Annotated in this window: 14 protein-coding genes; 6 read left to right on the plus strand and 8 right to left on the minus strand. The window is 62.2% G+C overall.

Annotated features, from left to right (window positions below; genetic code table 11):
* Positions 1 to 155: 155 nt before the first annotated feature.
* The 3 genes from E6C55_RS01895 to ychF all read right to left on the minus strand — a co-directional run bounded on the left by E6C55_RS01895 (position 156) and on the right by ychF (position 7111).
* On the minus strand, positions 156 to 1382 hold the full coding sequence (locus E6C55_RS01895) for a hypothetical protein (RefSeq protein ID WP_136368085.1): 1227 nt from the start codon (positions 1380 to 1382) through the stop codon (positions 156 to 158).
* Between the two features lie 79 nt (positions 1383 to 1461).
* Positions 1462 to 5613, minus strand: a complete 4152-nt coding sequence (locus E6C55_RS35170; RefSeq protein WP_136368086.1) for a carbohydrate binding domain-containing protein — start codon at positions 5611 to 5613, stop codon at positions 1462 to 1464.
* A gap of 397 nt (positions 5614 to 6010) precedes the next feature.
* Complete coding sequence (ychF, locus tag E6C55_RS01905) at positions 6011 to 7111, minus strand: redox-regulated ATPase YchF (RefSeq protein WP_136368087.1); 1101 nt, start codon at positions 7109 to 7111, stop codon at positions 6011 to 6013.
* Positions 7112 to 7316: 205 nt separating this feature from the next.
* Between ychF and E6C55_RS33555 the strand changes: the two genes are divergently transcribed.
* The 4 genes from E6C55_RS33555 (at position 7317) to E6C55_RS01920 (ending at position 11786) form a co-directional block, all read left to right on the plus strand.
* A complete protein-coding gene (locus E6C55_RS33555; RefSeq protein ID WP_168735402.1) occupies positions 7317 to 7460 on the plus strand; it encodes a hypothetical protein in 144 nt (47 codons plus the stop codon).
* Between the two features lie 833 nt (positions 7461 to 8293).
* Positions 8294 to 8854 (plus strand): sigma-70 family RNA polymerase sigma factor, encoded by a 561-nt coding sequence (locus E6C55_RS01910; RefSeq protein WP_136368088.1) that lies wholly within the window; start codon positions 8294 to 8296, stop codon positions 8852 to 8854.
* Positions 8851 to 10401 carry an ABC transporter substrate-binding protein gene (locus E6C55_RS01915; RefSeq protein ID WP_136368089.1) on the plus strand — a complete coding sequence of 517 codons (1551 nt, stop codon included), beginning with the start codon at positions 8851 to 8853 and terminating at the stop codon, positions 10399 to 10401. Before E6C55_RS01910 ends, E6C55_RS01915 begins: the two co-directional genes overlap by 4 nt.
* Entirely contained in the window at positions 10398 to 11786 is a 1389-nt protein-coding gene (locus E6C55_RS01920) for an ABC transporter substrate-binding protein (RefSeq protein WP_136368090.1), read from the plus strand. The genes E6C55_RS01915 and E6C55_RS01920 overlap by 4 nt, the downstream gene beginning before the upstream one ends.
* Before the next feature lie 183 nt (positions 11787 to 11969).
* Here E6C55_RS01920 and E6C55_RS01925 read toward each other — a convergent pair whose 3' ends face one another.
* On the minus strand, positions 11970 to 13340 hold the full coding sequence (locus E6C55_RS01925; protein WP_136368091.1) for a molybdopterin-dependent oxidoreductase: 1371 nt from the start codon (positions 13338 to 13340) through the stop codon (positions 11970 to 11972).
* A 241-nt stretch (positions 13341 to 13581) separates the two neighbouring features.
* Here E6C55_RS01925 and E6C55_RS01930 point away from each other — a divergent pair, with 241 nt between their 5' ends.
* Positions 13582 to 14289: a hypothetical protein gene (locus E6C55_RS01930; protein WP_136368092.1), complete on the plus strand. Its 708-nt coding sequence runs from the start codon at positions 13582 to 13584 to the stop codon at positions 14287 to 14289.
* Positions 14290 to 14374: 85 nt separating this feature from the next.
* On the opposite strand, the gene trxA is transcribed toward E6C55_RS01930, so the two are convergent.
* Both trxA and E6C55_RS01940 read right to left on the minus strand, forming a co-directional pair.
* On the minus strand, positions 14375 to 14686 hold the full coding sequence (gene trxA / locus E6C55_RS01935; protein WP_136368093.1) for a thioredoxin: 312 nt from the start codon (positions 14684 to 14686) through the stop codon (positions 14375 to 14377).
* Positions 14687 to 14731: 45 nt separating this feature from the next.
* Entirely contained in the window at positions 14732 to 15190 is a 459-nt protein-coding gene (locus tag E6C55_RS01940; protein ID WP_136368094.1) for an RrF2 family transcriptional regulator, read from the minus strand.
* A gap of 177 nt (positions 15191 to 15367) precedes the next feature.
* On the opposite strand from E6C55_RS01940, the gene E6C55_RS01945 reads away from it, so the two are divergent.
* Positions 15368 to 16000 carry a DsbA family oxidoreductase gene (locus E6C55_RS01945; protein ID WP_136368095.1) on the plus strand — a complete coding sequence of 211 codons (633 nt, stop codon included), beginning with the start codon at positions 15368 to 15370 and terminating at the stop codon, positions 15998 to 16000.
* Between the two features lie 14 nt (positions 16001 to 16014).
* Here the strand turns inward: E6C55_RS01945 and srtB are convergent, their stop codons facing one another.
* Together srtB and E6C55_RS01955 are read right to left on the minus strand one after the other, a co-directional pair.
* A complete protein-coding gene (gene srtB, locus E6C55_RS01950) occupies positions 16015 to 16863 on the minus strand; it encodes a class B sortase (protein WP_136368096.1) in 849 nt (282 codons plus the stop codon).
* Complete coding sequence (locus tag E6C55_RS01955) at positions 16860 to 17840, minus strand: hypothetical protein (RefSeq protein ID WP_136368097.1); 981 nt, start codon at positions 17838 to 17840, stop codon at positions 16860 to 16862. The genes srtB and E6C55_RS01955 overlap by 4 nt, the downstream gene beginning before the upstream one ends.
* Between the last annotated feature and the right edge of the window lie 25 nt (positions 17841 to 17865).

Consider the following 17865-nt stretch of genomic DNA (forward strand, 5'->3'; position numbering starts at 1 on the left):
GGGACACCTCGATATCCTGCCGATACCCCGGACGACGAACGGGAGGCCGCCGCTTGGCGAACCTCCCGCATATTCCTGCCTCTTCCCGCTTCTTCTCGCTTTTTCCTGCTTGTTCCTGCTTGTTCCTGCCGCTTCCCGCATATTGCCGCGCGCCGTTACTCGTACGTCTCCGCCGCCGTCACCGAGAGGACGGTCAGCCCCAGGCTCTTCAGCGCTTCCGGCGTGACATACAGGCGATCTTGGAGAACCCGGCTGTTGCCCTCGTCCAACCCGACGCTGGTTCCGTTCCTGCTGAGCGAATAAGGGAAATTCGCCGCCTGCGGATCGGCCGCCGCATCCTTCTCCGAACGGAAAGCCCAGTCGAGGCCGAACTTGCCAAGCAGCGGCCGCAGCGGAATATACGTCTTCCCTGCGCCGGCGAACGCGAACGGCACCGACACCGTTCCTTCGCTTGTCGCCACAACATGCTCGTTCAAGCGAGCCACCGTCAGCGCCGTGACCGGCAGCGAATCCGGGTCCTCCGGGAACCCTTCCCGATCCGGCTCCTCCGCGCTTGCGCCGCCCGTCATCAGCCACGCGTCGTCCTTGGCGCTGTCGTACGCCCGAATCGCTCCCGTCCGCAGATCGTACACCCATTGCTTGCGGGTCGGCTCGTTCCTTGCGAACACAAGCAGGCCCTTCTCCGCCTTATACCCGTAGATGGAGCCGAGCACGAGCCGCTGCCAGCGGTCTTCCGCCGGAAGGTAGACCGCGATCTCGTTCTGCTGCTCTTCCGAATTAAACCGCTGAACGAGCAGCCTTCCGTCCGGGAGCCAAGCCCAACTGAGCCGCCGGTCGCTTCGCTGCCACTCCGTTACTTGTCCGGTCCGGATGTTCTTGAGGAAGTAGCTGTAGGTTGGCCGGCCCGACTTCTCCAGGTTGTAGCCGCCGTCCAGCAGCCCCCACTTGCCGTCCGGCGAGAGGGCGTAATTGTGGCCGACGACAACGCGCCACTTCGCGTCGTCCAGGTACGTCGAATACCGCCAGAACGCTTCCAGCCTCTCCTCGACAGTGGCCCAGTCATAGCTGACCGACGGGTACTCGTTGCCGGACGACATCCCCATGCCGATCACATGGTCGTCCAGCCGATGCCAGCCTCCCGCGGAGTCCCGATAGACGTACTCCCGCTCCATCCCGCTCGCACTCTCGATGCGCGCCTCGTAGAACGAGTTGCCGGTGGCCGGACTCTGCCACAGCTCCCTGTAGTCGATGAGCTGCCAGCCCTCCGCGGCGGCGCCCGACGCTCCTCCGGCCAGCCCCCCGAACGCCAAACTCGCCGCCAGCACGACTCCCGCTCCCGACCGCAGCAGCCGATTCCGCGATTTTCCCATCTGTCTCCCCATGCCCTCGTCCTCCTCCATCGTCTAGCTTAATGGACGCCAGAACGAGGGATAAGTTGCACATTGTGGCGATTCCCCCTGTCTACTTATCCTTCCACTTGGCAACGGTTATGCTGAGCGACTGGGAACCCGACTGCACCGTGTACGAGCGGTTCGCGATATCCGCGCCGGACGCGGCGGCCTCTACCGTTGCCCACGAGCCTCTGGTGATCTTGAACTGAATGGTCGTTCCGGCGTCGGGGGCGAACGCAATCGAATACGTGCCGTCGCTGTTGCGGGTCAACTGGTAAGCCGGGTCGGCCGGATTCCAGGAATTGAACGTTCCCGACACGTACAGCGTGTCGCTCGTTGTCGTCGTCGACGGCACCGACACTTGAAGCGTCAGGCTCTGCGGCTGCACGACCGGCGCTCCCGCCGTGATCGTGCCGTTGTCGTACGTCCACGTGCCTTGCTGGAACGTGTAATTCTGCCCTCCGTTGTTGTCCCATGTCCCGCTGCCATTATTGAAGACGGCCTGCATGCTCGTCGCCGTGCCCAGGTCGGCCGTGTAGACGCTGTAGCCCGGGTAATCCGTCGAAGCCGTCATCGCGATGCCCGGCGCCGTCGTCCAGGTGCCGCCCGTTGGCGCGTAATGGATGTATGGCGTCGCGTACCCTCGCTTGTAGTAGATTGTCGCGCTGTAGGTTACGGCTGCCGGTGTCGTCACCGTCGCGGCCGCGCTCGCATCGGACAGGTTGCCCGCCGCATCCGTCGCCCGCACCGTATAGCTGTATGTCGTGTTCGCCGCAAGCCCGCTGTCCGTGTAGCTCGTCGCCGTCGTCGTGCCGATCTGCGTTCCGTCGCGGTACACCTTATAGCCCGTCACTCCGACGTTGTCCGTCGAAGCCAGCCAGGACACCGTCGCCGTCGTCGAGGCTGTCGATGCCGCCGCGACATAGGTCGGCGCGCTCGGCGGCGTCGTATCGACCGGCGTTCCCGTCGGCGCTCCCGCCGTGATCGTGCCCGCATCGTACGTCCACACGCCCTGCTGGAACATGTAGTTCTGGCCTCCGTTGTTGTCCCAGGTGCCGCTTCCGTTGTTGAATACGGCTTCCAGCGCGGTCGCCGTCCCGATGTTGATCGTCATGACGTTATAGCCGGTCACTTCCGATTGCGGCATGGCGACTCCCGGAACGGTCGTCCACGTTCCTCCGGCCGGCCGGTAATGAATGTACGGCGTCGCATAGCCACGCTTGTAGTAAACCGTAACGACGTTGCCGGCCTCCGTCGCAATCGACGCCTCTTCGCTGAGGGCGGACACGTTGCCCGCGGCATCCGCCGCTTTGACGGTGTAGACGTACGTTGTGCTCGGCAGCAGGTTCCCGTCCGCGAACGACGTCGAAGCGCTGGTGCCGACCTGCACGCCGTTGCGGTAAATCTCGTATTGCTCCACTCCGTAATTGTCGGTCGCCGCATCCCAGGCCAGCGTGATGCTCGACGCCGTCTTCGCCTCCGCCCTCAGGTTCGTCGGCGCCGACGGAGCGATCGTATCCGGAGCTTGGGTCGTGACGCTCAGCGCCGTACTGGCCGCCGATGCGTTGCCTGCGCTGTCCTTCGCCTTAACCGAATACGTATACGCGGTCGAAGCCTGAAGCCCGGTGTCGACGAACGAGGTCGTCGTCGAGAAGCCCACTGGCGCCCCGTCGCGATAAACGTCGTACGAGGCCACCCCCACATTGTCGGACGAAACGGACCAGGTCAGCGCGACCGAGCGGTCCGTGACGTTCGCAGCCGAGAGGTTCGCGGGAACGGTCGGAGCTTCTTCGTCGATAACGAGGAACGGATGCGTCCCCTGGATCGTCCCGTTGACGTCCTCGACGATTTTGCCGGCGGCATCCTGGGAATACGTCCCCGCGCCCACGTACACGGTCTGGATGTCGGACTTCGTCACGTTGCCGGCCGCATCGACCGCTTCGATGTAATAGTCGACCAATTGGTCGCGGTATTGGTTCAAGTACGTGTAGTACAGGTCGCCGATCTCCTGCGCGGGCACCACTTCGAGCATCGCCTTGCTGGAAGCCTGCCAGTCGACGCCGTTGATGTCCTGCTGCAGGTCCCGCTTGTTCATCGGGTAAGCCGTCCATTCGCTCACCTTGGCCGGATCGATGCCCGATACCCCCTGCGTCTGGAGCACGGCCGGCTCGTAGACGCGGAACGTATTGTCGTTCGCATCCAGCGTCTTGGCGGCATGTGTTCTGACCTTGACCTTGATGTCGGTCAAGCCGCTGACGTCGTAGGCGTACGTATAGATGCCGAACGTGTTGTCATAGTGCTGGAGCGTCCAGCCCTCCGCCTTGCTGACGTTGGCGCTGCCCGGATTGTACGGATAGCGCTGCGGCCACCACACCGAAGGGCCCGTCTCGTCCTTGCTGATGTTCTGAGCAACGTACGGCTTCGTGAAGAACAGCGAATTATTGAAGGACAACGTCGGCTTCACGCTGTCGTCCACATTCTCGTCGTAGTAGCCGAAGCCCGAATCCATCGCCGGCAGCAGGAAGTACCAGCCAAGCTCGGCCGGGTTCGCGCCGCCTTGATAGTCGTTGGCCGCGTCGCCCTTGACCGGGTAAGAGATCATCCACGGGTTCAACTGGTTGCCCGCGTACGTCACCTGGTTGTCGAGCGCGGTCGTCGGCTGCCAGTAGTTCGGATGATCGTCGAGCCAGATCTGCTCCGCCGTCTTCGCGTAGTTCTCGGCCGCCTGCAGCAGTGCGAAATTCCGCTCCAGGTAGTGATAGCCGTATTCGAAGGAGACCGTCATTCCTTCTTCGGCTCCGCTGAGGTTCTGCTTAGGGGAGAGGTTCAGCCCTGTCGCATTGTTGAAGTCGGAGAATTGCCCCTTCCAGATGCCGAACGGCAAGTGCCAGTGATACCAGGTCGGGTCGGAGGAGGAGTCGCGCGTGTCGATCCAGGAGCCGTCCTGAACGTGAACGACATCGCTCGCCGCCGGCGTGTTCTGCAGCAGATACTCGCTGATGCCCTCGCCCTTCACCCCGGAGTCGGCATACGTGACGTTCCCCGCGTTGCGCCAGGTCTCCTCGGAGCCCGCGCGCCCGGAGGAATTATCCCCGTCGTGCGCAACGACGAAGAACTGCTTCTGCGAGACGAGCCCTTCGAACGGCTTCAGCGCGGTTGCCGTCGTCGAGCCCTGATAGCCCTCCTCCCACGATTCCGCTTGCGCAACCGGAATGCCGACGACGCGGCTCTCCTCGCCGGAGGCCGGGTCAACGTAACGGACCCAGTGCGGCGTCGAAGCGAACGGATACTTGTTGTACACGACCTGCTGCTCGTTGAACATCTGCTGCGACACCCAACTGCCGGCCGTGCTCGCATTCTGCAGATCGGCGCGGTTCGGCGGCGAGACCATCGTGTCCTTGCCCGGATCGTTCAGCAGCGGATAGTCCGTCAGCGTCCGGGAGAAGTGGTTGTTGCCGATGACGGACCACTCGATGCCCAGCTTGTCGAGCACCGGAATGATCCGCTCCGAGAAGCCGAGCTCCGTCGGGAAGTAGCCCTCGGAGGATGTGAACGAGTCGCCCAGGAAGTAAGATTGCGCCAGCGTCGCATTCTGATAGATCAGATCCTTGAGCAAATAATCGTTGCCCGTCAGCGGTCCCATCGAGTGGTGGCCGGAGAAGTGGATCAAGTCGAGCGTCCGGTTGCCGTTCGGGGTCTTGAGGGTGTTGTAGGCGTTGCGCCAAGGCTGCCACCAGTTGACATCGCTGTAACCGCTTACGTTGTTCGTCGTCATAAAGCTGTTCACGTTATTGATGACAGCGCCGGACATCGTCACCTGCATCTGCGCGCTCGGGTAGTTCTGGTTCAGCGTCTCGGCCACCTGCCACGGCCAGTACAGATAGGCGCCGGTCTTGGCGTGATGCGTGTAGTAGGACACCAGATCGTCATGAGGAAGCGCGCTGCCGTTCGACGGGTTGAAGTACGTGTAGCCCGCGGGCGGGTTGTTCTTCAGATCGATCACCTGGCCGTCGTACATATAGCGAATCTGCGAGCCGACAGCCGACGAGGCGTATGTGGACGTATCGTAATAAGGCCAGAAATTCGGCATGTGGTTGTGGTACACGTGAGTCGCCGAGATCTCGGCCTGCGCCGTGCCGACGCCGGACGCGAGCGCTCCGGACGCGAAGACCGCGACGGATGCGAGCAGGGCCAAGGCCCTCGTCTTCCAGTTTCTCAACATTAATCATTCGAACTCCCTTCGTCTGTGTAGTGGGACACTGCAACCTCTCGGAAAATAAACCAACCTCCTCCAACAGCAAAAGTGGTGTACCCGACATCCGCTCGCTCGAGCGAATCGCTTGTTCCGGCTAGCGGGCGATGTGTGCAAACGATTGTGCAAACGTTTGCGCAAATGTGACAAAAAAACCGCGCCGCCAATTGAACAATACAGGTCTTGCGATTGCCGTCTTGGAGCTCGCCGATTCCTCCCCTCGACCCTTTAACTTTATGTCAAAATTATGAATTTGTACATAGGATTGGGGCGGTATTCCTATCTTTTTCGTCCCGCTTCTGCGGACATGCGAAGCGCCCCGAATCCCTGGCCGGAATCCGGAGCGCCCTGTTCGCTTCTTGGCTTCTTATACGTTAAACCGGAAGTGCATCACATCGCCGTCGTTCACAACATATTCCTTGCCTTCGAGACGAAGCTGCCCCTTCTCCTTGGCCGCATTCATCGAACCGGCGTTCACCAGGTCGTCGTAGGACACGACTTCCGCGCGGATGAAGCCCCGCTCGAAGTCGGTGTGAATCACGCCGGCCGCCTGCGGCGCCTTCATGCCCTTGCGGATCGTCCAGGCGCGGACTTCCTGCACGCCGGCGGTGAAGTACGTGTACAGACCGAGCAGCTTGTATGCCGCGCGGATCAGACGGTCCAGGCCGGACTCGCTGAGGCCGAGCTCCTCCAGGAACATCTCCCGGTCTTCGCCCTCCAGCTCGGCGATCTCGGACTCCACCTTCGCGCTGATCGGCACGACTTCGGAGCCCTCCGCCGCCGCGAACTTGCGCACGCGCTCGACGTACTCGTTCGAGTCGGAGTTCGCCGCCTCGCTCTCGTGAACGTTGGCCGCGTACAGAACCGGCTTGATCGTCAGCAGGTGAAGATCGCGCACGATCAGCTTCTCCTCGTCGGACAGCTCGACGCTGCGGGCGGGCTTCTCGTCGTGCAGCGCCTTGTGGATGCGCTCCAGAACTTCGACTTCCGCCGCATACTTCTTGTCGCCGCCCTTCATATTCTTGCGCGAGCGGTCCATCCGCTTCTCGACCGAATCGATGTCGGCAAGAATAAGCTCCAGGTTGATGACCTCGATGTCGTTGATCGGGTCGATCTTGCCGGAGACGTGCGTGATGTTCTCGTCGACGAAGCAGCGGACGACGTGAACGATCGCATCCACCTCGCGGATGTTGGCGAGGAACTTGTTGCCGAGACCTTCGCCCCGGCTGGCTCCCTTCACGAGGCCGGCGATGTCGACGAACTCGAACGCGGTCGGCACGATCCGGTTCGGCGTGACGATGTCGGCGAGCTTCTTGAGGCGCTCGTCCGGCACCTCGACGACGCCGACGTTCGGGTCGATCGTGCAGAACGGATAGTTGGCCGATTCCGCTCCGGCTTGCGTGATGGCGTTAAATAAAGTCGACTTGCCGACGTTGGGCAATCCGACGATTCCACAGGACAGTGGCATTGGGTACACTCCTGACTTAAGCGCGACCGCTGCCTGGGCGTGAGGAACGCCCGCGATCGTTCGCCTCTTCAATTCTCAGGTCATTATACCGGAATCGGCGCTCCCTCGTCTACTTCGCCTGTTTCGGATAACTCAAGCTCCCGCAGCGAACAATGATAACGACACACTATCCCGCCATTCGGCCCAAGAAGGAGCGCGATCCCCTATGGAGAATCAGAAGCACGCCGGCAACTACAAAGGCACCGCCAACATGAAGGCGAAGAACCAGGACATGGCCTTCGTGAACGACACGATCGACCGCGCCAAGTCCGCCACCCCGCTTAATCGCCCGGGCAAGCGCTCCGACTAAGCGCCTGGCTAAGCGCTAGGACTGAACGCTCCGACTGAATGCTCTGACCAAACGCTCCGACTTACCATTCAAGAACTTTCGGCTAACCGTCCGGGGTACTTTTTTCCTCTAACCGTCCGAGCATCGTTCCGACTCCCCGCCCCCCTTTGTCTTCGCGCGGCGATAGCGCAAGGGCAACAAGGGGCGTTTTTTTGTATTTGCCCTTGGGATACCGCGCGCCAAAGTCGTGAACGTATCCCCCTTCTGGCCGCTTATGCCTCTTCTCCCGCCCGCTCAGGAACCTCCCTTTACGGCTCACGACCTTCGTGCACCAACCTACCGCCGACCACCGACCTATCGCCAACCGATCACCGACCACCGATCATCGACCATCGATCATCGACCAACGCCGTGCCCCGACCGCCGCCGGGTGTTCCCGGTGCATTCCCATCCTGAACGAGTGGGAGAAGAGGCATAATGCCCGCAGAGAGGGATGCGGCGTTGGAAGAGGGGATGTGCGCTAGAGCGCTGGAAGAGGAGATGCGACGCTAGAGGAGAGAATATGACGCTGGTGGACGAGATGTGGCGCTAGAGGAGGGGATATGGCGCAGGAGGACGAGATATGTCTCTGGAGGAGAGGATGCGACGTTGGAGGACGGGATGTCTTGCTGGATAGCAAGCGGTGCGCTCCCCTCCGACCGCCGCAGTGCCGACTCCTCCTCCTCCTTCTCCTCCTTCCCCTCCTTCTACTCCTCCCTTCTCGCTTCTTTTCCGCGATTTTTTTCGCCAATGATTTTTTCGCCAATAGGGAACCTTTCCCACTTTTATTCGTCCCATTATCGAGGTGAACAGAGTTGGAGTTCGACTATCTGAAGCATATGACCGATGGGCTTGACCGCAACGCAGCGCTGGACGAGCTCATGCTCGCCTACGGGAAGGACGTATGGAACTACGCCTTCTTCCTGACCTGCCGGCGCGAAGCGGCCGAGGATATCGCCCAGGATGTGTTCGTCAAGGCTTATCAGAGCCTGCATACGTATCGCGGGGAAGCCCCGATCAAGCCGTGGCTGCTCTCCATCACGAGGAACGCCGCACTCGACTACCTGCGCTCTTCCTGGGTGCGCAAGGTTCGCTTCCTCGCCCACGAAGTCCGCCGGACTTCGCACCACCCTTCCGCCGAGAACGAATGGCTCCGCCGGGAGGAGCACCGCGCGATCTGGGACGTTGTCCTGGGGCTTCCGCGCAAGCTCCGCGAGGCGCTGTTGCTGTTCGCCCATCACCAGTTGTCCATTCGGGAGATCTCGGCGCTGCTCGAGGTGTCCGAGGGAACCGTGAAGTCGCGGCTGTTCCGGGCGCGGGAGTCCGTGAACCGGACCCTGCGGTCGTCAGGCCAAGAGAGGAGCGAGCTGTCATGAAGCGTCGGGAGCACGATTGGGAGAGCCGCCTGGACGAGCTTCCGCTTGGCACGGGGGGCTTCTCGATGGGAACGATACAGCGAGTGAAGGAGAGAATCGCGGTGGAGGAGAGAAGGCAAGGCAAGAGATGGATTCCGCTGGCGGCCGCGGCGCTGATCGCCGTTGCGCTGGCAACCGTTCTGCTGCGGACGGAGCTGGGAGATCGCCTGTCCGCTTCGCTAAGGAAGGACGAGAAGGAGAACAAGCCCGTTATCAGCGAGACGGAGACGACGGCGCTTCGCATCGGGTACCCGTCCGGAGGCGACGCCTTCATGCAGAAGTACGGCGCTCCCTTCACGATCCGGCACCCTATGGTGCGGTTCCAGTATGCGGAAGACATTCCGCAGGCGGGAAGCTTGACGGACTACAAGACCTGGTTGGCGGAAAACAACGTCGACCTCATCCAGATCCCGCTCGGCTACGTCGGCGAGCTGGCTTCGGAGGGGCTGCTGGCGGATCTGGATACGTTGCTTCTGCGTGACGGCGCGCTGGAGACGAGCCTCTTCGCCCCCGTTCGGGAGACGATTCGCGAGGCGGGTGCCGGGAAGCTGTACGGGCTGACCGACACGTTCTCGACGTATGGGCTGTATTACAACCGCGAGCTGTTCGCCGAGCGGGGAATTCCCGTGCCGGAAGGAACGCTCACCTGGGCCGAGACGACGGCTCTTGCCGCCAAGTTCGTCGGCATGGAGAAGAACGGGGAGCCGGTCTACGGCCTCGGCTTCGGCTACCGTTCCGGGCTGGCCCGGAACGTGACAATGGTCGGGCGGAGCCTTGGGCTGGGAACGAATGCGCCGGACGCTCCCCGATCCTTGCTCGGCTCCGAGGCGTGGACCGGCTTGTGGACGTCGTTCCTTCAGGCCTATCGCGACGGCTGGATCGCGGAAGGGGGCACGCTGGAGAACGGCCAAAGCTACGCGATGAAGGAGCTCTACAAGCTGGACCCGTTCCTGAACGGCCGGGCCGCGATGACGTTCCAATCGAGCGATTACGGGAGCAGTCTCGCCGGTGCGCGCGAGCAGCTCGGCTTCGACGACGAGTGGGGGATCGCGCCGGCCCCGGCGCTGGACGACTTGACCCGCTCCGGCGGCCAGTTGCTTGAGATTCCGTACGTCCTGGCCATCCCGTCTCGCTCCTCCAAGCCGGACGCCGCCTGGGAGCTGCTCAAGTACATCCTCAGCCCGGAGCAGTCGGAGCGGAATGCCCGCACCTCGCCTTATGCGCTCCCTACCGTCCGTCCGGAGGCAAGCGTTCTTGCCGGCTCCGACGTGCAGACCGGCTTCTACGAGGCGCGCTACGACGCGGACTTGACGCTGGCCAGTCTGGAGCGCGCCTCCTTGCCCGATTATCAGGCTTTGCTCAATCTGGCTTATCAGGACGGAGAACGGCGGAAGCATGAATTGCTGGACGGCTCGCTGACCGTCGAGCGGTTCCTGCAAGAACTGGATAAACAAGCCGAGGAGACGCTGCGGCAGCTAGACGCCGCCAAGGAGGAGACAAGCCCATGAAGCCGACGCGACGAATCGCTCCCCTTCTCCTTCTATTGGCAGCCCTTCTCCTTGCGTCAGCAGCGTTGAACGGCTGCCAGAAGGCCGCGGAGAGCAACGAACCCGTCACCCTGCGCATCGGAACGCCCAACCTTTTCACATTCGAATACGGCTATCGCGATTACTTCGATGCGGCTTTTCCCGGGTGGACGCTGGAACTGCTTGAGTATCCCGACGACTCGGGAAGCTATTCGGACGCCGAATGGGCGCAATGGCTGGAGACGCAGAAGCCCGACTTGATGCTGATGAGCGTCTTCGAGTACCGCAAGCTGGCCGACGCGGGCCGGCTTCGCGACCTGGAGACGTATGCCGGACAGAACGGCATGGAGCTCGGGAGGTTCAATCCGGCCGTTCTGGAGTACCTGAGGGGCAACGCGCAGGGCAAGCTGTTCGCGCTCTCTCCCACCTTCAGCACAACCGCCTTATATTACAACCAAGACCTGTTCGACCGGCTGGACATCCCTTATCCGACGGACGACATGACATGGAAGGATACGCTCGAACTGGCCGGGCGATTCATGCGCGACAATCGGCTCGAACAGGACGAATTCGGCCTGCACGTCAAGTGGATCGGCACGCCGTTCGACCTGATGAAGGAAATCTCGTATACCGAAGGGCTGGAATACGTGAATTCGCGCAGCGGCGAGCTGACGATCGATACGGAAGGCTGGAGAGGGGTGTTCCGGATGGTCGTTGACGCCTACGCGGAAGGGACGTTCCGCCCCCAGAACGTCGAAGGCGAGACGATTGACGGAACCGTCTACTACGGACCGGAGGCTGTGGCTCAGACGGAGCTGTTCGCGAAGGGAATGGCGGCGATGACCGTAGACGGAGACGATCTGATGCGGAAGCTCAAGACAAGCGATCCCGGCTTCCGCTGGGGAGTCGTCGCGGGACCGGTTCGCGCAGGCGATGCGACGCGGGCGGGATGGTTCGGCACCGGGCTGGTCTTCGCCATCCCCTCCGCCTCCTCGCATCCGGGCGAGGCCTGGGAAGCGATCGACTATCTCCATTCCGAGCGCATGGGCAAGGCGTCGGTCGTCATCAACGGGGAGCTGCTCTCGCTGACGGACGACCCTGTATGGCGCGGGGACGAGGATTATCGTGTTTTCTATCGGAAGCTGCCGGCCAACTCGCTGCCGAGCGAAGTCGAGGCGGACGTGCCGACCAGCTTCTACGAGCCGTTCGACGAGCTCGTCGATCGCGGCGTCCGGAAGGTGCTGCGCGGCGAAGCGACGGTGGAGGCGATGCTCGCCGGCCTCCAGCGCGAGGGCGAAGGGCTGATGCGGAAGGCCCGGCTGGAAGCGAGCGATTCCGGAGGCGCAACGCACCAGGGAGCGCAGTAGGCAAGCTGCCTGCGCGGGCACCGCGCGGCGCTCGCACGGGGCAGATGAGTCACCACGACCCAACTGAAGCGGCGACAGGCGCGTGGAGGCACCAAGATGAGTCACCATTACTCAACTCCAGGCGTCCGAGCAGGCATGATGGGGGCAGATGAGTCGCCACGACTCATCTGCCCCTTCTCCCGTTCACACCCAGGCATCGTTATCGTAGCCGCGGACTTCCCAGTAGCCGAAGTGCGGCTCCTCGATCAGCTCGATTCGCTCCAGCCACTTGACCGACTTGTAGGCGTACATCTTCGGCACGATGAGCCGGACCGGGCCGCCGTAATCGCGGTGGATCGGCTTGCCGTCGTGCAGCAGAGCGACAAGCACGCCCTCCATCATGGCCTGCTCCAGCGAGAGCGCGTCCGTATACTCGCCGTCTCCGGAGTAGAACTTCACGTACTTCGCCTTCGACTTCACTCCTGCCGCTGCAAGCAACTGTGCGAGAGGGATGCCCTCCCACGTATTGTTGTACACCGACCAGCCGGTCACGCAATGGAAGTCGCTGACCTGGACGGTCCGCTTAAGCTGCAGGAAGTCCTCCCAATTCCACTTGCCGGGCTGCTCGACCAGCCCGTCTATCGTAAACGCCCAGCTCGCGGAATCGAACTTCGGCAAGGGAGTCACCGTGTACACGCGGAAGCGCCCCTGCGCTCCCCCGCCGACGACGCTCGCCGAATCCGGCAGCGGCTCGGGGGCGGGCAGCATCCGGTTCGGGTCGGTGTCCGCCGACATGCCTCCCGAGGCGGACGGCCCGAGATCGCGCAGCGTGCCGCCCATCCACCGCAGGAAGGGCGGCGCGACGGAGGCCGCGATTGCGATGCCGACCGACCAGCGGATGAACTGGCGGCGGCTCATCCACGCCTGCGGCTCTGCCGGAACGGGCCGAGGCGCGGCGCGACCGGCAGCGGAACCCCGCGGCGTCCCTTCGTCCGCCTCGCGCCAGCGAAGGCCGCTCCCTTCTTCCGCTTGCGCCGCCCCGACGGCGACTCCCGCACGCGGCAGCGCGGCGGGCGCAGCCGCGCCAACCGCTCCGGCCTCTCCGCCCGTTCTCACCGCGCGCTTCTCCGGCTTCCTCATCCAGCGCAATCTCGTCGCCGAATGGTAGGCGATATAAGGCAGGCCGATCCACGTCAGCAGATCGTGAACAACCAAGGCGATGTTGGCCCAGCGGGGCGGAAGATGGCGGAACTGCCAGAGCACGATGCCCGACAGCAGCCAGCCGACGAGCAGCGCCAGCACGAAGACGAGGTTGCCGCGCTGCCGCGGGCGAGTGCGCAGTTGCTTCAAGTGGCGCTTCATCATCGGCCCGTACAGCGCCAGTACAATTGCCGTGATCAGGCCGATATAAATATGAAGCTGCTTAAGCCATACCCGACCTTCTCCGAGCCAGCCGCGCGCCGCCCCCCAGGAGAGCAGCAGACCGCTCGCGGCAAGGACAACGACCAGCCAAGCGTTCCAACGATGAAGCTCCGCCAGTTGCTTGCCGAAGCCGGGCTTCTTGCGATCCCCCATCCGAATCCCCTCCTCCGCTCTTCAAGACGAATCCAGGACATACCTATGCGCCCGGATTGTACCACACCTCTATGTACTTTCCATGAACACCAGCCCCGATTCCTGCGTTTTTCCTCCGATTCGCCGCCAAAAATTTTTTTCCAGACGGAATCCACCGGAACATCTCGGGCAAACCTGCGTCTAAAAAAGAAAAACGGAAAGCAAGAATCGCGAAACGCTTCAGAAGGAGGAATGTATCAAGATGCGCAGAACGCTATCGCTCTTCACGGCGGGTCTTCTTGCGCTTCTATTGGCAGGATGCGGAGCAGCCGATCGGTCGGACGGCAATTCCGGAACGGTCAGCGCCCCGTCCGCCAATACAGAAGCAACACAGTCATCGTCTCCTGCCGACTCCGGCGGCTCCGGCTCCCCTTCGGCTTCCGCTTCCGCATCCGCCCCCGCGCTGTCTGCGGAAGAACAATCGCTCGCCGCCGCGGCGGACGAGGTGATCGGCGCGCTCCGGGACCGCGATCTCGCTCGCCTGGCGTCCTGGACCGATTCCGCCCACGGGCTGCGCTTCTCCCCTTACCCGCACATGAACGACACGGACCGCGTGTTCCAGGCCGATCGGTTCCCGTCCTTCAAGGACGACGGCGCTCTGGAATGGGGCTCTTACGACGGCTCCGGCGAGCCGATTAAGCTAAGCTTCCGCGATTACTTCGAGAAGTTCGTCTACGACGAGGACTTCGCCGATGCGACCGCCGTATCGATCGCCAAGCTCGCCAGCTCCGGCAACATGACGTACAACGGAGAGGAGCTTTATCCGGGGTCTTCTTTTGTGGAGTATTATTTTCCGGGGTTTGACAAGAAGCTGGAGGGGCACGATTGGGAGAGCCTGATCCTGACGTTCGTTCCGAACGGGACGGATTGGCGGCTCGTCGCCGTGACCCACGGCCAATGGACGATCTGAGTTAACGCAAGCGACGGCCGAACACAAGGAAACGCCCTCCGCACGGCGATCAAGCCGAATGGAGGGCGTTCCTGCAACTGCTCGCTTACAGTTGGTTCTGGATCTTCGTCTTCAGGGAATCCTTGCTCTGCAGGCCGACCAGCTTGTCGACCGGTTGGCCGTTCTTGAACAGGATCAGCGTCGGGATGCTCATGACGCCGAATTGCGAAGCCAGCTCCGGCTCTTCGTCGACGTTGATCTTGCCGATCGTTGCCGATCCCTTCAGCTCGTTGGACAGCTCCTCGACGATCGGAAGCTGCATCTTGCAAGGCCCGCACCACGGAGCCCAGAAGTCCAGAAGGGATACGCCTTCGGACACGGTAGAATTGAAGTTGTCCTTGGTAACGACTACTGCCATGTTACTCCACTCCTTCTAGGAAAATAAAATTCGTTAATGCCAGCTCTATATGATGATCGGGCCCGCTCTTCCTCCCGCTGCATCCAGTTGCCCTTGCTCGATGTTCGACAGCATGCCGCCGATCGTGATGTTGGAGAAGTACGCTTCGAGCTGCTTCTCCGCGCCGCAGAATACCGAGTTCATCACGTCCTGCATGCTCGAGCCGACCATGCAGTCCATCTCCGGATCTCCCGAGCACCAATTCGGCATCAGCGAACCTGCCGACATGGCGCGGTACACATCCGCAAGCGTCACTTCCGTCGGGTTGCACGTCAAGCGGTAGCCGCCGCCGGAGCCCTCTCTCGTCGAAACGTAGCCGAGCTTGCGAAGACAGCCGAGAACCTTGCGGACACGCGCAGGGTGTGTGCAGACGTTCGCCGCGATCTCCTCGCTGGACGCCATCCCGTCCTCCCGATGCGCCAGAAGCACGAGGCTGTGGACCGCAATAATGAATTCGCTGTTCATCTCCCGCGCCACCTCCGGTTCATACTGTAATAATATCAATTACAGTTGGAATTGTCAACCCAAGTCCGCTTCCGCACACCAGCCCGTTCCCTCATTGTATCCTCGGCTTCCGTCTGTCATACTGAAGGCGAATCCAGGCGAAGCTGTCCTGCCCCAACCGCCAGCGAGGTGAGTGCATTGCATATTCAAGTTTACTCCGACATGGTGTGCCCGTGGTGCCGAATCGGCATGAAGAACCTGGCGGATGCGATCGAGCTGTGGGCGGACCGCACGGCGGAAGAGATCACGGTCAGCCATCATCCCTTCCTCCTGGACCCTTCCTTGCCCCCGGAGGGACTTCCGTTCAAATCGTCCATGCAGCGGAAAATCGGGGCGAACCTGGAGGAGATGCTGCGGAGGGTGGCGGAGGCGGGAGCCGGCGTCGGCCTGACGTTCCGGTTCGACCGCGTGACGCGGATGCCGAACACGGTGCTCGCCCACAGCGTGACCGCGCTGCTCCCGGAGGAGCAGCGGCCGAAGTGGGTCGAGGCGATCATGACCGCCTACTTCGAATTCGGTCGGGACATCGCGAAGCAAGAGGTGCTGATGGAGGTCGCGACCGATACCGGGCTGAACGCCCATCAACTGGCGACCCAGTTGAAGGATGGCGACGGCCTCGCGGCGGTCGAACGCGACCTTGAGAAGGCCCGTGCGATGGGCATCTCCGGCGTGCCCTTCTTCGTCGTCGACGGCAAGTTCGGCCTGTCCGGCGCGTATCCGGCAGCGGAATTCGTGAAGGCGTTCGAGAAGATCTCTTCGAACGGGGCGTAGCTCGCGAATCCGGCTTATCGCCGCCTGACCGCATGAACGACAAGCCGGCCGTTCGGATTCGAATAATCGCAGGTGGACAGCGTCAGCAGCTCGTCCTGCGGACCGATTGCCGCATCCGTCCGATAGACGCTTTTCTCCGAGATCGCCGCCGCAAATTCAAGAAAGCCCCGATCGTCATCGAAGGAGGTCCGAATGTAATCGAAGGCGGTGTCCGTCGTATAGACGGAGAAGACCTCCCATTCGATCTCCTCGCCGTACATATCGAAGCGAATGACGCGATGCCGGTCGCGGAAGCCGCGATCCATAAACCGGGTCAATCCCTTGAACATCGTTCCGTTCTTCATTCGGTGGCCGTAGAGAACCAGATTCCGTCTCCCGGCAGCTTCGTCCGGGTCGTTGCGATAATCCATGAAGACGGCCCCGGACGCCCGCTGCTGCCGATCGAAGCCGTGCTTCAGGTAGAACTCGTTGTCTTCCCCTTGCACCACGGGATAATCGATCGGCGTATCGTCGATCCGAATCCAGCCGACCGCATCTTCATTCTGCGCCAGCAACTCGCGGAAGGCTTCAGGCAGCGCCGCCTGCACGCGCGAAGCCGGAGGGGGGCCGGCGAGCGGCCGAGCCTCATCCGCCGCTCGACCCGCCGCCGTCTGCGCCTCTCCGCCCGCCAGCGAGGCTTCCTCCCGTTCCGCCTCCCGGTATCGCTCCCGAATCTCCGCGTAGACGAGCCGGCTCTCCCTTCGGTCCAAGCCGCCGGCAATCAGCATATACAGCGACCAGCCCAGCGCGAGAGCGGCCGCCAGGGCCGCTCCTCCGAAGACCAGCCTTGCCGCAGGAGCAGCGCTCCCCGCCGTTCGGCTCAATATTCCGTCAACGCAATCACATCGGAGATGGACGAGCCGATCCAGCCCGTCGTGCCCGACGGGGAGTACATCTCCGTGCCGCAGCCGATGAAGTTGAGCGCATAATCGTCCGGGTCCGTCGAGAACCCGGCGGACGGATAAGCGGCATTCAGGTCGGCGATCGCATTCAATAGATTTTCCTTCGTGATGTAGGCTCCATACCAGTCGTTCGTTCCCGTCCCGTTCGAGTATTGCGAGCTTGGATGCTTCGTCGCGTACCTTGCATTGTCCGTCAGGTGAGTCACGATATTATAATTCGTCGTGCCTCCCGTGTCCTGCAGGAACGTCTCGGCCTGCAGGCCGCGGCTGTCCCAGAGCGAGACGACGTACCAGATCGACTTGTTGGTCGATGTATCGGCCAGGGAGACGAAGAGCTGGCCGTACTGCACGATTCCGCTGCCCAGACGGTCGCTGGCCCCGAGCTTGTAATGGGTCTGCAAGCGCAGCATCGCATCCGCTCCGTAGAGCGAGGAGGACCACGGCCGAACGTTCAACGAGTCCCACCGGTAAGCCAACTGCATTCCGTAAATATCTCCCGGCGGGCTTGTGTCCGTGCTCGAATCCTTATGCACCTGGAACCCCATGCTCGTTCCCGTCGCCTGGCAGGCGTTCGAGCCGTACCAGGAGTTGTCGATGCCCCGCTGCCAATCGCCGGCCGGGCTCGGCACGACCAGACCCGTGAAGTCCTCGACCGACCAGGCAATCGCAGAAGACAGCGCACCGCTCCCCAGTCCGTATGCATAACATACCGTCTGATTGGCCGGAATGCCGGTGCTATCCGTCGCCGTGTGCCCCGCAATTCCCGTCAGAGCGGGACTCTGATAATGGAAGTCCAACGTGGTCGCCGATGCGGACGGCAAGGGCGCCGTCCATGCGGCGGCCAGCACAATCGCAAGAACGGCAGCCGCCTTGCGCAAGTTCAACGTTCGCTTCGTCATCCTTCTTCCCCTCCTGTTGCGTGTA

The organism is Cohnella fermenti (genome assembly GCF_004801405.1).
GTDB classification, from domain to species: domain Bacteria; phylum Bacillota; class Bacilli; order Paenibacillales; family Paenibacillaceae; genus Cohnella; species Cohnella fermenti.